This is a genomic window from Salinisphaera sp. S4-8 (genome assembly GCF_040361235.1).
Taxonomy (GTDB): Bacteria; Pseudomonadota; Gammaproteobacteria; order Nevskiales; family Salinisphaeraceae; genus Salinisphaera.
On the sequence record NZ_APNF01000006.1, the window covers coordinates 272366 to 289016 of the forward strand.

Annotated in this window: 19 protein-coding genes; 3 read left to right on the forward strand and 16 right to left on the reverse strand. The window is 63.8% G+C overall.

Features of this window, described 5'->3' with window-relative positions:
- Positions 1-838: 838 nt before the first annotated feature.
- Positions 839-1987, reverse strand: coding sequence for a GTP cyclohydrolase II RibA (gene ribA / locus S4A8_RS11545; protein WP_353220267.1), 1149 nt, complete (start codon positions 1985-1987; stop codon positions 839-841).
- 162 nt (positions 1988-2149) lie between these two features.
- Here ribA and S4A8_RS11550 point away from each other — a divergent pair, with 162 nt between their 5' ends.
- Positions 2150-2992, forward strand: coding sequence for a RibD family protein (locus S4A8_RS11550; protein ID WP_502950733.1), 843 nt, complete (start codon positions 2150-2152; stop codon positions 2990-2992).
- A gap of 253 nt (positions 2993-3245) precedes the next feature.
- On the opposite strand, the gene S4A8_RS11555 is transcribed toward S4A8_RS11550, so the two are convergent.
- From S4A8_RS11555 to S4A8_RS11580, 6 genes are all read right to left on the reverse strand, one after another.
- Positions 3246-3608, reverse strand: a complete 363-nt coding sequence (locus S4A8_RS11555; protein ID WP_353220268.1) for a hypothetical protein — start codon at positions 3606-3608, stop codon at positions 3246-3248.
- A gap of 70 nt (positions 3609-3678) precedes the next feature.
- Entirely contained in the window at positions 3679-4635 is a 957-nt protein-coding gene (locus S4A8_RS11560) for a lysylphosphatidylglycerol synthase transmembrane domain-containing protein (protein ID WP_353220269.1), read from the reverse strand.
- Positions 4632-5477: a class I SAM-dependent methyltransferase gene (locus S4A8_RS11565; protein ID WP_353220270.1), complete on the reverse strand. Its 846-nt coding sequence runs from the start codon at positions 5475-5477 to the stop codon at positions 4632-4634. Before S4A8_RS11565 ends, S4A8_RS11560 begins: the two co-directional genes overlap by 4 nt.
- A complete protein-coding gene (locus S4A8_RS11570) occupies positions 5474-6517 on the reverse strand; it encodes a glycosyltransferase family 4 protein (protein ID WP_353220271.1) in 1044 nt (347 codons plus the stop codon). The genes S4A8_RS11565 and S4A8_RS11570 overlap by 4 nt, the downstream gene beginning before the upstream one ends.
- Positions 6514-6912 carry a 6-pyruvoyl trahydropterin synthase family protein gene (locus S4A8_RS11575; protein ID WP_353175777.1) on the reverse strand — a complete coding sequence of 133 codons (399 nt, stop codon included), beginning with the start codon at positions 6910-6912 and terminating at the stop codon, positions 6514-6516. The genes S4A8_RS11570 and S4A8_RS11575 overlap by 4 nt, the downstream gene beginning before the upstream one ends.
- A 40-nt stretch (positions 6913-6952) precedes the next feature.
- Positions 6953-7945 (reverse strand): zinc-dependent alcohol dehydrogenase, encoded by a 993-nt coding sequence (locus tag S4A8_RS11580; protein ID WP_353220272.1) that lies wholly within the window; start codon positions 7943-7945, stop codon positions 6953-6955.
- 173 nt (positions 7946-8118) lie between these two features.
- On the opposite strand from S4A8_RS11580, the gene S4A8_RS11585 reads away from it, so the two are divergent.
- Positions 8119-8901, forward strand: a complete 783-nt coding sequence (locus S4A8_RS11585) for a CDP-alcohol phosphatidyltransferase family protein (RefSeq protein ID WP_353220273.1) — start codon at positions 8119-8121, stop codon at positions 8899-8901.
- A gap of 29 nt (positions 8902-8930) precedes the next feature.
- On the opposite strand, the gene S4A8_RS11590 is transcribed toward S4A8_RS11585, so the two are convergent.
- Positions 8931-9371: a universal stress protein gene (locus S4A8_RS11590; protein WP_353175772.1), complete on the reverse strand. Its 441-nt coding sequence runs from the start codon at positions 9369-9371 to the stop codon at positions 8931-8933.
- A 164-nt stretch (positions 9372-9535) separates the two neighbouring features.
- Here S4A8_RS11590 and S4A8_RS11595 point away from each other — a divergent pair, with 164 nt between their 5' ends.
- Entirely contained in the window at positions 9536-10804 is a 1269-nt protein-coding gene (locus tag S4A8_RS11595) for a class I SAM-dependent methyltransferase (protein ID WP_353220274.1), read from the forward strand.
- Between the two features lie 43 nt (positions 10805-10847).
- On the opposite strand, the gene S4A8_RS11600 is transcribed toward S4A8_RS11595, so the two are convergent.
- The 8 genes from S4A8_RS11600 to gspG all read right to left on the reverse strand — a co-directional run bounded on the left by S4A8_RS11600 (position 10848) and on the right by gspG (position 16568).
- Entirely contained in the window at positions 10848-11600 is a 753-nt protein-coding gene (locus S4A8_RS11600) for a type II secretion system protein N (protein ID WP_353175768.1), read from the reverse strand.
- Positions 11597-12097, reverse strand: coding sequence for a type II secretion system protein M (locus tag S4A8_RS11605; protein ID WP_353220275.1), 501 nt, complete (start codon positions 12095-12097; stop codon positions 11597-11599). The genes S4A8_RS11600 and S4A8_RS11605 overlap by 4 nt, the downstream gene beginning before the upstream one ends.
- Positions 12094-13302 (reverse strand): type II secretion system protein GspL, encoded by a 1209-nt coding sequence (gene gspL / locus S4A8_RS11610; RefSeq protein WP_353220276.1) that lies wholly within the window; start codon positions 13300-13302, stop codon positions 12094-12096. Before gspL ends, S4A8_RS11605 begins: the two co-directional genes overlap by 4 nt.
- 194 nt (positions 13303-13496) lie before the next feature.
- On the reverse strand, positions 13497-14441 hold the full coding sequence (gspK, locus tag S4A8_RS11615) for a type II secretion system minor pseudopilin GspK (RefSeq protein ID WP_353175762.1): 945 nt from the start codon (positions 14439-14441) through the stop codon (positions 13497-13499).
- Positions 14438-15088 carry a type II secretion system minor pseudopilin GspJ gene (gspJ, locus tag S4A8_RS11620; protein ID WP_353220277.1) on the reverse strand — a complete coding sequence of 217 codons (651 nt, stop codon included), beginning with the start codon at positions 15086-15088 and terminating at the stop codon, positions 14438-14440. The genes gspK and gspJ overlap by 4 nt, the downstream gene beginning before the upstream one ends.
- On the reverse strand, positions 15088-15549 hold the full coding sequence (gene gspI / locus S4A8_RS11625; protein WP_353175758.1) for a type II secretion system minor pseudopilin GspI: 462 nt from the start codon (positions 15547-15549) through the stop codon (positions 15088-15090). Before gspI ends, gspJ begins: the two co-directional genes overlap by 1 nt.
- Positions 15546-16091: a type II secretion system minor pseudopilin GspH gene (gspH, locus tag S4A8_RS11630; protein WP_353220278.1), complete on the reverse strand. Its 546-nt coding sequence runs from the start codon at positions 16089-16091 to the stop codon at positions 15546-15548. The genes gspI and gspH overlap by 4 nt, the downstream gene beginning before the upstream one ends.
- An 18-nt stretch (positions 16092-16109) precedes the next feature.
- Positions 16110-16568 (reverse strand): type II secretion system major pseudopilin GspG, encoded by a 459-nt coding sequence (gspG, locus tag S4A8_RS11635; protein WP_353220279.1) that lies wholly within the window; start codon positions 16566-16568, stop codon positions 16110-16112.
- Between the last annotated feature and the right edge of the window lie 83 nt (positions 16569-16651).

The following is a 16651-nucleotide window of genomic DNA, read 5'->3' on the forward strand; positions in this document are numbered from 1 at the left end:
GCGTGTTCGCGACTGGCCCACGATTACTTCGAGTTATCGGCCGAAGCCAAAGACAGGTTGTCCGCGAATGAACGCCAATAAACGCGAATATAAAGACAAACGGCCAGTCTGCAGTTTGCGCTTTTCTCGGCCGGCTCGAGGGTAGCGAGCAGCCACGCGTCCACGAACCGGCTACTTACATTTGCGTGTATTCGCGTTCATTTGCGGACGATTTTCTTCAAGCGATTATCGCCAAAGACCAAGACTGTTTGTCCGCGAATGAACGCCAATAAACGCGAATAAAGACAAAGCAGTATTGGTGTTCTGCGTTTTTAAAGGTCCTCGGGGGCCGACTGATGACCTGATGCACGGGAAGAGACTTCTTCCATTTGCGTGTATTCGCGTTCATTTGCGGACGGATATTCTTCAAGCCGTCGTCGCGAGGGCAAAAGACACGTTGTCCGCGAATGAACGCCAATAAACGCGAATAAAGACAGAAGGCTAGCCGGTAGTGTGCGGTTTTAGCGGCCGGCTCGAGGGTAGCGAGCAGCCACTCGCCCACGAACTGCCTACTTACATTTGCGTGTATTTGCGTTCATTTGCGGACGATTTCTTCAATCGAATATCGCCGAAGCCCAAGACCGTTTGTCCGCGAATGAACGCTAATTAACGCGAATAAAGACAAAAGCCAAGTCTGCAGTTTGCGATTTTCGCGGCAGACTCAAGGGTGGCGAGCAGCCACGCGCCCACGAACTATCTACTTCCATTCGCGTGTATTCGCGTTTATTTGCGGACTAATTCCGTCGCAAATCGCTGTGATCAGCATCCAGAGTCGCTCGCTTGTGAGGCCACACCACGATCAGTTGTCGGTGGCCGCTGCGTCTTCCGGCGTGGTGCCGAGCACCTGATCGAGCCAGTGGCCGGCACGGGTTGCCTTGGCGGTGAGATAGCGCCGGTTTTGGTGGGTTACCCGGCCATACACGCCGCTGCGTTGGACCACGGTCACGCCGCCGCGGCTCATGGCCGCGATCTTGGAGGGGTTGTTGGTGAGTAGCTCGATCCGGTGGATTTCCAGCTGGGCGAGCATTTCCAGGGCCACGTTATAGCGGCGTTCGTCGTCGCCAAAGCCGAGCACGTGATCGGCATCCACCGTGTCGAGGCCTTCGTCCTGCAGGCTATAGGCGCGCAGCTTGTTGGCCAGGCCGATGCCGCGGCCTTCCTGGGCCAGATAGAGCAAGACGCCGCCGCCGTGCTCGTCGATCTTGGCCACGCTCGAGCGCAGCTGTTCGCCGCAGTCGCAGCGCAGGCTACCGAACAGATCGCCGGTCAGACAGGCCGAATGCAGGCGCACCGGCACGGCATCGGCCCATTTCTGCGGGTCGCCGATCACGATGGCCAGATGTTCGCGCATGCCGTCCGCTTCGCGAAACAGCACGAAGCGCGAACGCGGCGCATCATCGAGCGGCACATCGGCCGCGCTGATGCGCTTGAGAAAACGGGGGGCTTCGTTGTCGTAACCCGCTACGGCGTCGGTATCGGTGGCCAGCAGGCTGCCGTCGGTGACCCGGGCTTCGATCGCCGCGAGCCGGTCGGCGGCCACCGGCGCGGTGATCGCTGCCGGAATGAGCAGGCCCCGGCGCATGAGGGTCAGCCCGGCGGCGTCACCAACGTCCGCGTTTTGTAGCGACGCCGCTGTCGGCGGCGATTGCGGATGGCGGGCACAGGCCCATTCGATGAGCTGCGTCGCAGACTGGCTGTCAGTGATCGGCAGCGCGGCAACCTCGGCGTCGCTATCGAGGCCCATCACCTCCAGACGGTGGCGGGTGACGATCAGCGCACAGGGATTGCCGGCGTGTTCGGCCAGACGCTGGAGGATGTCATCGGTCATGCCTTCCAACGGGGCGACGAGGGTGGCGCTGTGCGAGTCATCGGCTTGCGGCGCACTGTGGCGAATAAGCACGGGAAGACCGCGCCGCAAATCGAATATCGAACGTTCCACCTGTCGCATACTGTGTCCCGGTATGGTTGCTATTTCGCAAAACTCAAGTTGCGCGTATCGCGCCCGCGGTGTGATCGGCCGTGCGGCTGCACGGGGCGTGGCATTATTCTGCGCGTGTGACGCATGCGCTAAACGCGCCGCCAACCCAAATCAGCCCGCGACGACCCAATCATGTCTTTGATGGACGACCATTACGCCTGGCGTTTGATTCAGGATGCACGCATTGATCGGCGCATCGCGCCGACGACGCTTGGCGACGGAAATACGCAGCAGGCGCCTATACTAATCGATGCGCGTGGTGACTGGCAGATAAAGGCCCCCGTATCCGACACAGCGGCGGCGCTGCTGGATACGTTGTTGCCGGTCGCGCTCGGCGGCGCGCGCTTCGTGATCGCACAACTCGGCCAGAGCCTGGATGGACGTATCGCGACCGAAAGCGGGCATTCCCACTATGTTACGGGTGAGGCCAGCCGGATCCATCTACACCGTCTGCGTGCGCTCGTCGATGCGGTCATCGTGGGCGCGGGCACCGTCGCGGCCGACGATCCGCAGCTAACCGTACGCCACGTGCCCGGCGCCAACCCGGTACGTGTCGTGCTTGATCCACGCGCGCGACTGAGTGCCGACCGCCGCCTGTTTTGCGACGATTCGGTGCCAACACTGCATGTAGTCGCCACCGACGCGCCCCCGAGCCCGCCCGGCGTGGAACGGGTGGTGATGCCCGGCGATGGCGCGACCCTGGACCCGGCCGTGATTCTGGCCATGCTGGCCGAGCGTGGGCTGGAACGCGTGCTGGTCGAGGGCGGTGGGGTGACGATCTCGCGTTTTCTCGACGCCGGGCTGCTCGACCGGTTACATGTGGTGGTCGCGCCCATGCTCATCGGCTCCGGCCGCCCCGCGCTGTCGTTATGGCCGATCGAGCGTCTGGACACGGCCCTGCGCCCACCGTGTCGCAGCACGCCGATGGGTGACGATATGTTCTTCGACCTCGACCTACGCGCCGGCAAGATGTGAGTCTGCGAGGAGTCTGCGAGTAAACGCGAATAAAAGACAACAAGCCAGTCTGCTACTTCCATTTGCGTTCATTTGCGGATGATTTCCTCCAAGCGATCATCGCCAAAGTCAAGACAGTTTGTCCGCGAATGAACGCAAATAAACGCGAATAAAGACAAAGCAGTATTGGTGTTCTGCGTTTTTAAAGGTCCTTAGGGCCGACTGATGACCTGATGCGCGGGAAGAGACTTCTTCCATTTGCGTGTATTCACGTTCATTTGCGGATGATTTTCTTCAAGGGATCATCGCCAAAGCCCAAGACCGTTTGTCCGCGAATAAACACGAATAAACACGAATAAACACAAATAAACACAAATAAACACAAAGCAGTATTGGTGTTCTGCGTTTTTAAAGGCCCTTGCGGCCGACTGATGACCTGATGCGCTGGAAGACATTTTTTCCATTTGCGTGTATTCGCGTTCATTTGCGGACGGATATTCTTCAAGCCGTCGTCGCGAAGGCAAAAGACACGTTGTCCGCGAATGAACGCCAATGAACGCGAATAAAGACAAAAGACTAGCCAGCAGTTTGGGGTTTTCATGGCCGGCTTGAGGGTAGCGAGTAGCCACTCGCCCACGAACTGTCTCTTTACATTTGCGTGTATTGGCGTTCATTTGCGGACCAATCTGCTTCTTTCTGATCCGTTTTCATTCGGCCATATCTGGTCTTTGGTGTGGCTCGCGAGCGCAGAAGGCGAGTACGAGCGCGCCGGGCAGGCTGGAAACGAGTACGAGCACGCCGTAGCAAAGCGACAGGGCCACGCCCTGTTGAGCGGGCAGGCCGGCGAGCGTCCATACCACTGCCGCCGCGCCTTCGCGCAGGCCCCAGCCGGCGATCGACAGCGGCAGCGCCATGGCCATGAGCACCGGCGGCACCAGCCACAGCAGTTCGGCCGTTGGCGTGCCCGTATCGATCGCCCGGGCGCATAGCAGAAACACGCCGATATAGCCGGCGACCACCAGCAGCGAACTCACGAATTGCGCCGGCCAGACGCCGGGCGCGAGCAGACTGCGGCGTAGATTGCTGCCCAGACGTACGATCGGCGCAAACAAGTTGGGGGAACGGCCGGCCCAGCGTCGCCCGGCGGCGAGCAACAGCAGCAGGGCTGCGATCAGCAGCGCGCTTTGCATCGGCGATATCGGCATGGCCGTGAGGCTCCGGCGCATGCCATCGATGAGCGCGGGTGTTTGCCAAAGGGCAATGAGCGTAATCAATGCAAGCGACAGCTGGCCGGAAAAGCGCTCGATGAACACGGCATGCCAGGCGGCGGCGCTATCGTGGTCGCGCCGTGCATGGCGCCAGGCCCGGTGGGCATCACCGAGTACGCCGGCCGGCAATACCTGGTTGAGAAACGTCGCGAGATAATATTCGCGAATCGCCGTTTTCATCGACAGCCGCAGGCCGACGCAACCTGCGGTCAGCCGCCAGCGCCAGGCTGAGATCACGACCTGTGGCACGGTCAGCGCGAGTGCGGTCGCCAGCCATGAATAGCGCAGGTTGTCGAACTGTGTGGCGAGCGCGGCGGGCTCGATCTGCCAGAACACGGTCGCCAGCAGCGCGACGGTGATCAGCGCGCGCAGCGCAAAACGAAAGCCCTGGTTCATGAACCGGGCGTCGCGAACATATCCTCGTGGCCGACGCTCATCGCCAGTTCACCGCGGCGCAGTGCGCGAATACGCGCCTTTGCCCAGTCGTCGATCCTGGCCGCGGCCTGTGGCGCCTGTTCGCAGGCCGCGCTGCGCCAGCCCTCGATCAAGGCCGCGCCGAGCTCGCTCTGTGTACGATCGATCTGCCAGGGGCTGGATCGCCGCGTGACGGTGTAACCCCGGGCTTCGAAGGCTTGTTGCAACACGGCAGGCGCGCGCTCGCCGAGGGCCGCACCGAATTGCTTGTCGCGCTGCTGGTGCGCGGCGAGCAGATCGAATACAACGGCATCGTCAGCGTGCGCGGGGGCCAGGTCGATATGACCGTCGATGCTCAACACGAACAGAACCGCCGCACCGCGGCGGGCACAGGCACGAGCCAGACGTTCGATCCAGTCTTGCGTGACCAGATCGAACAGCGCGGCCGCGCTGACCAGCTTCGCACCATCGAGCGCTGCCTCGAGATCCGCGCTGGCCAGATCGAGCGTGCGTGTTTCGATGGTGACCGGCCCGCCATTGGCGTCCGTGCAGCGGTCGGCTTCGGCCCGCGTGGTGTCGAGCAGGCCGCGATCGTGATCGAGCAAACACCAGTGCTGGCGTGCCGGCAGGCGCGGCGCCAGATAGCGCAGGTTCGAGCCGCGCCCGGCGCCCAGATCGATGATCCGGTAGGTCGCGTCCGCCTGGCCGGCGAGCCAGTCGGCGGCGGCTGCGGTGAGTGATTCGGCCCGCGCGGCATGATCGACGGGCTCGCGCAGGCTGAGCCAGTCGGCAGCGAAATAGGCATGGCGATCGGCGTCGTTCATACGCTGAGTACCGAGGCGAACTCACACGCGGCTGCTTGCCAGTCGCGCTGGCGTGCCCGCGCGGCGCGTGCCCCGGCGGCGGCACAGGCGCGTTGCTGGGTATCCGTAATGAGGGTACGTAGTGCTTCGGCCATGGCGTCGCTGCTACCCGGGGCCACGGCGATCCCCGCGCCGACCGGCAGCGTATCGGCCAGCGCGCCGCCGGTGGTGGTTACGATCGGCAGCCCATGGGCCACGGCTTCATCGATGACCATGCCGTAGCCTTCGTAGCGCGAGGCGAGCACGAACAGATCCGCCGCGGCGTAGAAGTCGTCGATCGCCGCGCGCGGCTGACTGCCGCGCAGGCGAATACGATCGGTCAGCCCACGCCGGTCGATGGCCGCGCGAATTGCCTGGGCCTGCGCGGGATCGCGCCGGTCGTCGCCGACGAAATCGCAGACCCAGTCGAGCTCGCCGAGCCGCGCGAGCGCCTCGACGAGCATCAGATGATCCTTGCGTGGAATCAGGCTTGCGACACACAGCAGCCGGCACGGGCTTCCAGACGTCGGGCGGCTGGGCTGGGCTGTACGCACGCCCGGTTCGATGACGGTCACATCCGCGCTGCGGGCCAGGCCGAGCACGGCCAGTCGACGCGCGGTGAACCGGCTGGTGACGACGATATGCCGTGCACAGGCCAGCACGCGCCGTTCCGATCCCAATAACCGGGCCGCGGTGTCGGCATCGAGGCCCGTTTCATCGGCCAGCGGGTGGTGCAGCAATACGACGATCGGCCGCGTGTCGGCATGCCGTTCTACAACCTCGGGTGCGCCGCCCGCAGCCAGCCCGTCGACCACAATCGGCGCCTGACTCCTGCTGTTCGCCAGGGCATGCTCGAGAGCGGCGCGGGCGGTGTCGTCGACCAGCGGGAACCGCCCGGGCAGTTCGATGACCTCGATATCCAGGCCCTGGCTGCGCAGGCCATCGATAATCGCGCGATCGTAGACATAACCGCCCGTGGGCTGATCCAGCGTGCCCGCGACGATGAAGGTGGCCGCGCTCAAATATCGGCCTCGTAGCTCGCCCAGGCGATATGCGACTCGGCGAGGGTCACGCGCATGGCCGTGAGCGCGCGCGCACTCTCGCCGAGTTCACCGGCATGGATGGCCTGGCGCAGGCGCTCGAACACCGCACGGGCAAGGAATTCGGTGCTGGTGTTGCGCCCGTTAAATTCGTCCATCTCGTCGAGATTGCGCATGTTCAGGTCGGCGAGGGTGCGCTTGAGCGCATCGCTGGCCAGGCCGATATCGATGACCAGATCGTCGGCATCGAGTTCTTTACGCATGAAGGTGACATCCACGATATAGGTCGCGCCATGCGTACGCTGGGCCGGGCCGAAGATTTCGCCCTCGAAGCTGTGGGCGATCATGAAATGGTCGCGAACGGTCAGGCTGAACATGTCGAATCCTTGCGTGAGGTCTGAGAATGGATAGCTACGGTCAGTCGTAACGGATGCGCTGACACAGGCTTTTGTCTTCGTCGCGGGTCAGACGGTGCATGACCGCTGGCAGGTCGTCGAACGCAGCGTCCTCGGTTTCGAACAAGGCATCGAAGCGGGGATCGGCCAGCAACGACACCGCCAGCGCCAAGCGTGAACGATGATCGCGCCGCGCCCGACGGGTCGGCGAGACCGCGCCCACCTGGCTCGAACGCAGGGTCAGGCGCTGCGAGTGAAACGCCCCGCCCAGGGCGACGCTGACCGGCGCACTACCGTACCAGCTCATTTCCAGAACCGTAGCCTCGAAGCCGGCCAGGCCGATGGCGGTGTTCAGCCCGGCCGCGCTGGCGCTGGCGTGAACCACCACATCGCGATTACCGGTCGCGTTGTCGGGTGTACGAAAAGCCACACCGAGCGCGTTGGCCAGCGCGGCCTTGCCGGTATCGATATCCACGAGTTCGATATCGGTGCCCGGCAGCGCGCTCGCGAGCCCCGCGATCAGGCCGCCAATCACGCCGGCACCGACCACGGTGACGCGATCGCCCACGCCAATTCCTGCATCCCAGAGCGCGTTGACCGCGGTTTCCATATTCGCGGCCAGCACCGCGCGCGCCGCGGGCACATCTGCCGGCAGGGCGATGACCGCGTCCGTATCCACCACGTAGCGGGTTTGATGCGGGTACAGACAGAACACGTGCCGCCCGAGCCAACCATCCGGCCCGGCTTCGACCACGCCGACGTTGGCATAGCCGTGCTTGACCGGGCCGGGCAGTTGGCCGGCCTGAAAGGGGGCGCGCATGCGCTCGTACTCGCTTTCGGGCACAGCACCTGCGAATACCAGTGTTTCCGTACCCCGGCTGACCGCAGAATAAAGGCTACGGATGGTCACTTGCCCAGGCGCGCGCTCGGGCAGATGTTGTTCACGTAACTCGCAGTCATACGGCGGTTTCAGCCACAGGGCACGGGCAAGGCAATCGGTCACGGCAGGGGGCATGGCAGCGTCATAAAATTGAAACGGGAGAAAGCCGGCTCGCGTAAACTAAAGTCCATGACGTCGTCGCAGGCGTTGCGACGCGCCCGATTAAAGAGGCCGACGCCCATGCGCCGGCTCAGCGAGTACGAGCTTCTGTGCGAAATGTAACCCGCATCATGCCCTCGCGGCGACCAGTGGCCACCGCGCGATCGCCATCGGCGTCGGTCGGACTGGCCCTGCTGGCGCCGTCGTGGGCCTGTGCCTACGAACTTTTCGCCGGGTTCGCCATGCTGGGTATCGGCATCGAAGCGTTGTTGCAGCTGGTCGGCGGCCCGCCCGCGCTGCACATCACCGCCGGCGGGTTGTATCTCGGCCTGGCGGCAATTCTTTACCATTACCGGGCATTCTGGCCGCAGCCGTTCGGTTGGGCCAACCGGATCACCCTTATTCGGGGCGCGGCGGTCATGCTACTCGCAGGCGCCGGCCTGTTTCCGGGGTTTCTCAGCGCACATGTACAGACATTCGTGCTGCTGGCGCTCGGTTGTCTGCTGCTGGATGGGGTCGATGGCTGGATCGCCCGACGGACAGGCGCCAGCGGCGCCTTCGGCGCCCGCTTCGATATGGAAGTGGATGCCTTCTTTTTACTGGTGTTATCGGTGTTGATCGTCGCCCTCGATAAGGCGGGCAGCTGGGCGCTTGCGATCGGCCTGGCGCGTTATGTATTCGTGATCGCCCAGGGCGTGTGTCCGCCGCTCAGGCGCCCGCTGCCTGCCTCGCGACTGCGCAAGATTGCCTGCGTGTGGCAGGGCGCAACGCTTCTGGGTTGTCTGTGGCCGGGCATCGGGTCGGCGGCGGCAAGCAGTGCGCTGCTGGTCTCGCTGGCCCTGCTGATGCTGTCGTTCGGCCGCGATATCGTCTGGTTGCTACGTCGCGCGGATCGGCCCCTGCCGGCGATGGGCCGGCAGGCGATCGACTGAACCGCTGCGCAGCTCGCGCGGCGCGCTATCTAGCGCGTCGTCAGGCAGGCGCAGGGCGCGAGATGGCCCACTTTGTGCGACGTGCTGCCGATCACCAGGCCGGTGAAATCGCTCAGGCCGCGCCGGCCCATGATGATCAGATCCGCATCGACACGGTCGGCCGCTGCGACGATCTGCTGCGCCGGGTCGCCGCCGAGTATTTCGGTTTTCACCTTCTTGCAGCCGGCGTCTTCGAGTATCCGGCAGGCGGCATCGACGACCGAACGACCGGCGGCTTCCAGTTCTTCCGGCGAGGGTTGGATGGTGATCGCCGCGCCCCCCAGCGCCAGTGTCTTTTCGTGTCCTGTGTGCTGGGGCACGTGGACGATATGCAAGGTGGCGCTATAGCGCTGGCCCATATCTGCCGCGATCTCTATCGCTCGTTTGGAGTGCTCCGAGCCGTCGACTGCGACCACGATTTTTTCGAACATCGTCGTTCTCCCTGTAAAAGCTATCGTTCGTCCAGCCTACACAGACGTGCCCGAATAAAAACCATGCGCGCAATCTAAATTGAATCAAGACATGTGAGTGTAATGTACATCGATCGCCAGTCTGTGTAGTATTTTCAGCAGGCATGAAGCGGATGGCGCTGACCATGCGTCGTCCGAAGGACTGGGACGACATGAAGACCCGCTTTTTCGACCGGCTGATCGACCGTGGCACGCTCGTCATCCACTATCCGGATACGAATACGCAGATCATCGGCCAGGGCAAGCCGACCGCGCATATTCATCTACGCGAGCGCAAGGTACTCGCCCGGCTGCTCTCCGATCCGGAGATGGTTTTTGGCGAAGCCTATATGGACGGCGACTGGTGGCCCGGCGAAGGCGGCCTGCTCGCCGTGTTCGAGCTCTACTTCGCCAACGCCAGCAATTTCGGCTCCAGCCGGATTCTGGATCTGGCCCGCCATGCGCTGCGCGGCCTGCGCGAAGCCAACTCGCGATTGCGCTCGCGGCGCAACGTCAAACACCACTACGATATCGACCATGAGCTGTTTGCGCGGTTTCTCGACCGCGACATGCAGTACTCCTGTGCCTATTTCGAATCCGCGGAGATGGATCTTGAAGCCGCGCAGCAGTCCAAATGTCGCCATATCGCCCGCAAGCTGTGCCTGCAGCCGGGTGATCGCGTGCTCGATATCGGCTGCGGCTGGGGTGGATTGGCGCTCTATCTCGCCCGGCACTACGACGTGGATGTCACCGGGCTGACGCTGTCCGACGATCAATACGAATATGCACGCGAACGCGCGGCGAACGAAGGCTTGAGCGAGCGGGTCCGCTTTTTCAAGCAGGATTATCGTGAGCACCAGCGCGATCACGGCGAGGGCTACGATGCGATCGTGAGCGTCGGCATGTTCGAGCACGTCGGCCGGCCGCAGTTTCAGGTGTTCTTCGATCAGGTGCAGCGATTGCTCAAACCGCGCGGTCGTAGCCTGATCCACACCATCGGCCGCAACGGTCCGCCGATCGAGGATACGCACGGCTGGATCGAGAAATACATCTTCCCCGGCGGCTATGTGCCGTCACTATCGGAGCTCGCGCCCTGTGTGGAAAAGACCGGCATGAGCCTGGCGGATCTCGAAGTCTGGCGTCTGCACTATGCGCGCACGCTGGACTGCTGGAACGAGCGTTTCCAGCAGCATCGCGATGTGTTTCGCGAACGCCTGGGCGAGCGCTTTTGCCGCATGTGGGAGTTCTATCTATTGGGTTGTCAGGCCATCTTTCGCTGGGGCGAGTTGGTGGTCTTTCATATCCAGCTCGCACAGCGCAACGATGTGGTGCCGGTAACCCGGAATTATCTCTACCCGGAGCGGGTCGAGGCGCCGCGTTTGATCCAGGATGCCGAATTCGACCAGACCGGTTGAACGAACGACATTTTGTCGGCCTGGCTAAGGCGGGAAGTGCGTTTCAGAGCCGGCCCTGTTCGCGGATCGTATGCCAGCCGTCAGCGTCGGCCCGGCCGAGTTGATCGAGCATTTGCGGCAATCGTTCGTCCGCGCCGGCCCGCGCGCGCAGGCGCACATCGAGCCGGTAGCGACGGCTTTCGTCGAGGGTCAGTCCGCCGTCGATCGCCAACGGGCCTTCGCTTTCGACCATGGTCAGGCCCAGCCCATCGTCGGCGCGCGCCAGGGCGGCGGTGAACTGGCCCAGCGGCACCGGCGGGTTGAACAGTTGCCAGCGGGTGTTCGCCAGGCTGATCTGTCCGTCGAGCGCGTCGAATGCGAGTGTGTCGTCGAATACGGCGTGGTCGATATTCACGCGTACGTCGGCCGACAGCGGTAGAAAGGTATAGCCGCCAAGCTTGGCCAGCCAGCCGGCCGAGGCGCTACCGGAGACGTTTTCGATCGTGGTCTGGCCGAACAGCGAGCGCGAAATATCCGCATCGAAGCCGCCCAGGTCGGAGTCGATCTGCAGGCGCGCGCTGACTCGGCCGAGCAGCAGCGATGCCGGCTCGAGTGTCCAGGCAACGTTCTCGATGGCGCCGTCCGGTCCGGAGATATAGCTGGCGCGGCCGGCGAACAGCGTGCCCGTGACGCCGCCCATGGCGATAGGGCCCATCTGTTCGGCCCAGCCCGCGGCAACGCGCGCGGGCAAAAAGGCCAGCAACCCAATGACGAAGGCGACCAGCCCGATCAGCCCGTAGCGTAGCGCGCGCATCATGCGTTACCTCGGGCGAGGGTGAGCCGAGCCTGGACGGTGCCGGCTTCTTCGTCTCGGGTGATGGTCATCTGGCGTGCGGCCACGCCATAGTCGCGTTGCAGGCTGCGCAGCCAGAACAGCATCTGATTGAAATTGGCCTTTTCCAGGGTGACCGTGGCCTGATCGTCGTCGTCGGGCTGGATACGCCGCACTGCATCGGCAAGACCGTTTTCGCGGCTGGTGCTGTCGACGATCGACAGCAGCGAATCGTTGCGCCCCTGAATCTGGCGCTGGGTGTTATCGGCCTGAAGCAGGCGTGCTTCATCGCGAATCCCCAGCATCCAGCGGGTTTCCTCGGCCTGGGCGGTCAGACGCATGCGACCTTCCTCGACGCTCGTGTTCAGCGGCCGCCAGAGGGCGTAGTAGAACAGGGCAATGCTCACCACGACAGCACATACGATCACCGCCACGCGTTCGCGCGGCGCCAGGCCTTCGTACCATTGGCGTAATGCGTTCATGTCGGCTCCGCGGTCACGCTGGCCCGGATCTGGACACCGTCGGCGGCGGCATCCGCGCTTTCCACGTTCAGGCGGGTGCCGCGCTGGCGGGCAAAGCCGGCCCGCAGCGCTTCCAGGGACTGCACGCTGTCTCCGCGCAGGCTCAGATAGAGCGCGCCGTCACGGTATTGCAACGACTGAATGCTCAGACTACCAGCCTGGCCGGCGACCTCGGCAGTCGCCTGCAGTAACGGGAATACACCGCCGCTCGCGCCGTTGCCGCGCAGCGCCCGGATATTCTGTTCGGCCTGTACACGCAGGTCGTTGATGGTGCCGACCCGCGGAAAGGTCTCGCGGAACACGCTTTCGCTACGCGCTTCGAGTGCGTTAATGCGTTGATGCAACTGATAGCTTTCGATACCGCGTGCGGTAAGCGCGACCAGCAGCCAGGCGGCCGCGAGGCCGGCAGTGAGCTTGAACGGCTGCCACCAGGTCTGCATCGCCGAGGCCCGTGCAAAGACGCCCTGGCGCAGGTTGATGGCCTGACTGGTGTCGGCGCGGGCGAGCAGCAGGGCGAACACGGTGTCGTCGTCGGCGTGTTCGGTCGGCTCGATCGCGGGCGCCGGCTCCAGACCCTGTTCGGTGCGCATGGTCTGGGCGGCGGTATTGTTTCGTGCGGCCTCGAGCACGATCCGCGCCGGCGGCGTACAACCGCTGGCCAGCACTGGCCAGAGCGAGGCTTCGCAGGCAAAGCCGTGGTGGGTTTCGGTTCGGGTCAGTACGCGATCGGCCACGACGGCGACGTGCCAGCATTCGCTTTCCGGGTTGGGCAAGGCGAATACGTCCGGTACCGCCTGAACGATATCCAGTCCGGCCTCGGCGCAGGCATCCAGCAGGCGCTGCATGAGCGCGCGATCGACCACCAGCACGGGCGTATCGCCATCGGCGTCGGCCCGGGCGGCGAGCGCGAAATGCAGATCGTCCACGCGGGTGGCCAGCTGATCTTCCAGGGCAAACGCCGCGGCCTGCAGGCGGCGGCGCGCCTGGCGGATGGGCGGCAGGGTGACACGGGTAAGCAGCACGTCCTCGCCGGGGATCAACAGGGTGCATTCGCGCCCGTCGGCAGCCAGCGCGGCGTCGGCGAGTTCGCCGAGCACGAGTTCATCGGCCGCATTCAGCCAGGCGGCGCGTTCGCCGTCGAAATGCACGATGAATCGTTCAGCCACGAAAGCATACCCCCGAAATCTTCGATCGGCCGGCGCGCGGCGCGGGCGTACCGATCCGCGGCCAGTCTACCTGAATCCAAACGGCTTTTAATGCACCGCGCGCTAACGGCGTGGCTGCACGCCAGGATGCGGGGCGAGCTGTGTTCATAGCGGCGCGTCGCCGTGCGAACAGGCTGATTCGCGGCGGGCGTGTGTCAATCCACATTGGTGCTATGGCGTAGTGTACGTACCGCGCCGTTGTCGCCGCGTTCGAGTACGCTGAAAAACTGTACCTGGGCACGGTCAACACTGATCTGGCCGGTGGCCAGGAAATAGTGGGTGGTCACGGCCAGTTCGTTGCCCTCGATATCCCGGCCGGCCAGGGCGGGTTCCTGAAGAAATGCTTCGACGGATTTCCACGGTTCGTCGGCCCGGGCCTTGACCAGGGCTTCGCCCGTATCCGGCGGTAGCTCCGGCGCAATCGTGGCCAGTATCGGCGCCGCGGCGGTATTGACGTTAATCGCCGTCGCCTCCGGCAATGCACAGATATAGGGGGCGAGCGCGCTATAAATGGCGGGCGTTACGCCCTTGATGAGGCGAAGCTCGCTGGCGCTCGCCATCGGCGTGTTACCGGTACGATACGCGGGCGAAAGGCCAAGGTAATAGTCGTCTTCGGCGCCATCCGGCAGGGTCGGGTTGATATCGGCATCGATCCAGTCACGGGTCGAGGCCGCGATCGTGCGCGCGGTGATCTGGTCGGTATCGGCCACGAGCTCGATCAGACGTTCGAATTGCTTTTGGGTCGCCTCGGCATCGCCGGAGCCAAGATTGTTGAGATTGAAACGCCCCTGCAGGTCGACCAACCGGCCCTGGAGCGCGCCGCCGTCCAGTGGCAGGTAGTCGACTGGCTTGGCCCAGGCCTCGTCGAGGCTGTCGATATCGCTGTGTTCGGCGTCCTGGCGCAGCAGTTTGCCCAGCCAGTTCTCGATGCCCACGGCGTACCACCAGGCCTGCTCCGACTGCCAGATATTGCCGCTGCGGTGCAGGGCGAGATTCATCTGCGAGAGCATGCCGGCACCGATGATCGCGACCAGCGTCACAATGAGCATGGCGGTCAGCAATGCCACACCGCGCTGTCGGATTGCGCCGACGCGGGTCATCGTTCGGCCCCGGGGATCATGAACAAAAACCGCAGATCGCCCCAGGCCGGTGTGGTCAGGCGCAGTTCAACGGCAAGGGGCGGTTCGTAGTTGCCGGCGCCGGCCGGGGTCGGGGCACCGGACAACGATGCGCCGATCGAAGCATCCGCGGGCCATCGGTCCTGCCATTCGCGATTACTGTCGAGAAAACGCCATTCCACGTTGGAGACGTTCTCGAACAGAACCGATTCCACCGGTGCGCTGTCCTGGGCGCGATCGAGCACGCGCCAGTGCGCGCGCACGAGGTTGTCGTCTTCGTCGATACGATAGGCCACACGTTGGAGATTGCTGCGAATATCGCCCAGGGGATTGCGCCAGCCGTTGCGGGTGAACTGTAGGCCGATATCCGGGCTGCCGAACAGCGCCGGCTGGCTGTCGCCGAAGCTATCGCGAATCGGGCGATTGACGATCTGTTCGATATCGCCCCGCATGCGCCAGATCGACATCTGCAGTGTCTTGCTGCGATCGAGCGCTGCACTCACCGTCTCGCGGGTCGAGATCACCGACGACAAACCGCCATAGGCCATGGCGGCCATGACCACGAATACGGCGATCGCGATCAGCAGTTCGATCAGGGTGAAACCGTTTTGAGCTCGGGCCGTACGCATTAGAACTTCGAGCCGTAGTCGCTCGCGGTGTCTTCATCGGCCTGCGCGCTGTCGCCGCTCGCGGGGGCATTTTGCAGGGCGATGTGCTGGGTGACGAAGCCGCTGAGCAGGGCCACGGAATTGTCTTCGGGTTCGCCGCTGTTGGGGTCGATACGAAACACGCGGATATCGATCCGGCGAACATCCGGATCGGGCGATTCCTGGATTTCGGCCTCCCAGTGCCAGGCCGTGTCGCCCATATCCGTATCGCCGTCTTCAGTGCCCGTGCCCGGCCATTGTTCCGCGATCTGGTATTGCACCAGCTGGTTGCGCGCGACGCCCTGGGCCAGGGTGCGGTCGTGGATATAACGGGCATAGTCGGCATAGCGCGCGCCGCCGGAAATAAAGGCGCCGAGGGCCAGCGCGATGATCGCGGTGGCGACCAGCACTTCCACCAGGGTGAAACCGGCTTGCGTTTTCATCGTGGGCCGTCGATACGCTGCATTTCGAGCGTGCCGGCCGCGGCACCGGTCAGCCGATAACGATAGCCCACGTCCGGCGCATACAGCTCGAGTTCGAAGGGGATGAATTCGCCGCTCGACAGCAGTACCGCTTCCGGGCGAACGAGATCCTCTTCTTCTTCATCGTCATCGTCATCGGCGGCGACGAGCCGCGGGGTGTCGTCGCCGCGGTCGATGAGTACGAGCACGATCCCATCGCCAAGCTCGCGCGCGCGCAGCGGCGTGTCGGGCGCGTTAAGCGGCTGCCAGCCGTCGTCGCCCAGGCGCAGAAAGCGATAGCCGCCACGGGTGATATCCAGCCCGAGTTCGCGTCCGTAGAGGATGGCGTCGTCGGCGGCTGCTTCAAGCAGCGCGTTCAGGCGTTGGGCTTCGGTATCGAGACGGTCGGCCGGGCCGGTGGGGTTGATCGACAGCGATACGAACGCCAGTACCACGCCGATGATCAGGGCAACGACGAGTACCTCGATCAGCGTGAAACCGCGCTGTTGACCCCGTGCCGGCACCTGCGAATCAGCCGCGCGCTAGTTGTCCAGCGCCCAGTTGCCGATATCGGCGTCGGATTCGTCGCCGCCCGGTCGGCCATCGCGCCCGAGCGTGTAGACGTCGATCTCGCCGTGCTCGCCGGGGTTGCGATAGTGATAGACATTACCCCACGGGTCGGTGGGGATACGATCGAGATAACCGCCTGACTTCCAGTTGCGTGGCTCGGGCTGGGTGGTGGGCTTGTCCACGAGCGCGGCCAGGCCCTGTTCGGTGGTCGGATACTGGAAGTTATCCAACCGGTAGAGCTTAAGTGCCGATTCCACGGCACGGATATCCTGGCGCGCCTTGGCTACGCGGGCCTCGTCGGGGCGCGAGATGATCTGCGGCACGACCAGCGCGGCGAGAATGCCGAGGATGACCACCACGACCATGATTTCGATAAGCGTGAAACCGCCCTGGGCGCGCGGCTGTGCAGCGCGAAGGCCTTGTCGTGTCATGTCGTTTTACTCCTCGATGACGATCGTTTGTGTTGGCTGACTGAGTGTACGCGCGTGCCGACGGAGCCGGCGCGAACGAGATG

What these genes read in the sequence shown, in the direction of transcription:
- ribA (WP_353220267.1), bottom strand. Translation starts at nt 1,987, where the DNA reads ATGCGACAGGTGGAACGTTCGATATTCGATTTGCGGCGCGGTCTTCCC.
- S4A8_RS11550 (WP_502950733.1), top strand. Translation starts at nt 2,150, where the DNA reads ATGTCTTTGATGGACGACCATTACGCCTGGCGTTTGATTCAGGATGCA.
- S4A8_RS11560 (WP_353220269.1), bottom strand. Translation starts at nt 4,635, where the DNA reads ATGAACCAGGGCTTTCGTTTTGCGCTGCGCGCGCTGATCACCGTCGCG.
- S4A8_RS11565 (WP_353220270.1), bottom strand. Translation starts at nt 5,477, where the DNA reads ATGAACGACGCCGATCGCCATGCCTATTTCGCTGCCGACTGGCTCAGC.
- S4A8_RS11575 (WP_353175777.1), bottom strand. Translation starts at nt 6,912, where the DNA reads ATGTTCAGCCTGACCGTTCGCGACCATTTCATGATCGCCCACAGCTTC.
- S4A8_RS11580 (WP_353220272.1), bottom strand. Translation starts at nt 7,945, where the DNA reads ATGCCCCCTGCCGTGACCGATTGCCTTGCCCGTGCCCTGTGGCTGAAA.
- S4A8_RS11590 (WP_353175772.1), bottom strand. Translation starts at nt 9,371, where the DNA reads ATGTTCGAAAAAATCGTGGTCGCAGTCGACGGCTCGGAGCACTCCAAA.
- S4A8_RS11595 (WP_353220274.1), top strand. Translation starts at nt 9,536, where the DNA reads ATGCGTCGTCCGAAGGACTGGGACGACATGAAGACCCGCTTTTTCGAC.
- S4A8_RS11600 (WP_353175768.1), bottom strand. Translation starts at nt 11,600, where the DNA reads ATGATGCGCGCGCTACGCTACGGGCTGATCGGGCTGGTCGCCTTCGTC.
- S4A8_RS11605 (WP_353220275.1), bottom strand. Translation starts at nt 12,097, where the DNA reads ATGAACGCATTACGCCAATGGTACGAAGGCCTGGCGCCGCGCGAACGC.
- gspK (WP_353175762.1), bottom strand. Translation starts at nt 14,441, where the DNA reads ATGACCCGCGTCGGCGCAATCCGACAGCGCGGTGTGGCATTGCTGACC.
- gspJ (WP_353220277.1), bottom strand. Translation starts at nt 15,088, where the DNA reads ATGCGTACGGCCCGAGCTCAAAACGGTTTCACCCTGATCGAACTGCTG.
- gspI (WP_353175758.1), bottom strand. Translation starts at nt 15,549, where the DNA reads ATGAAAACGCAAGCCGGTTTCACCCTGGTGGAAGTGCTGGTCGCCACC.
- gspG (WP_353220279.1), bottom strand. Translation starts at nt 16,568, where the DNA reads ATGACACGACAAGGCCTTCGCGCTGCACAGCCGCGCGCCCAGGGCGGT.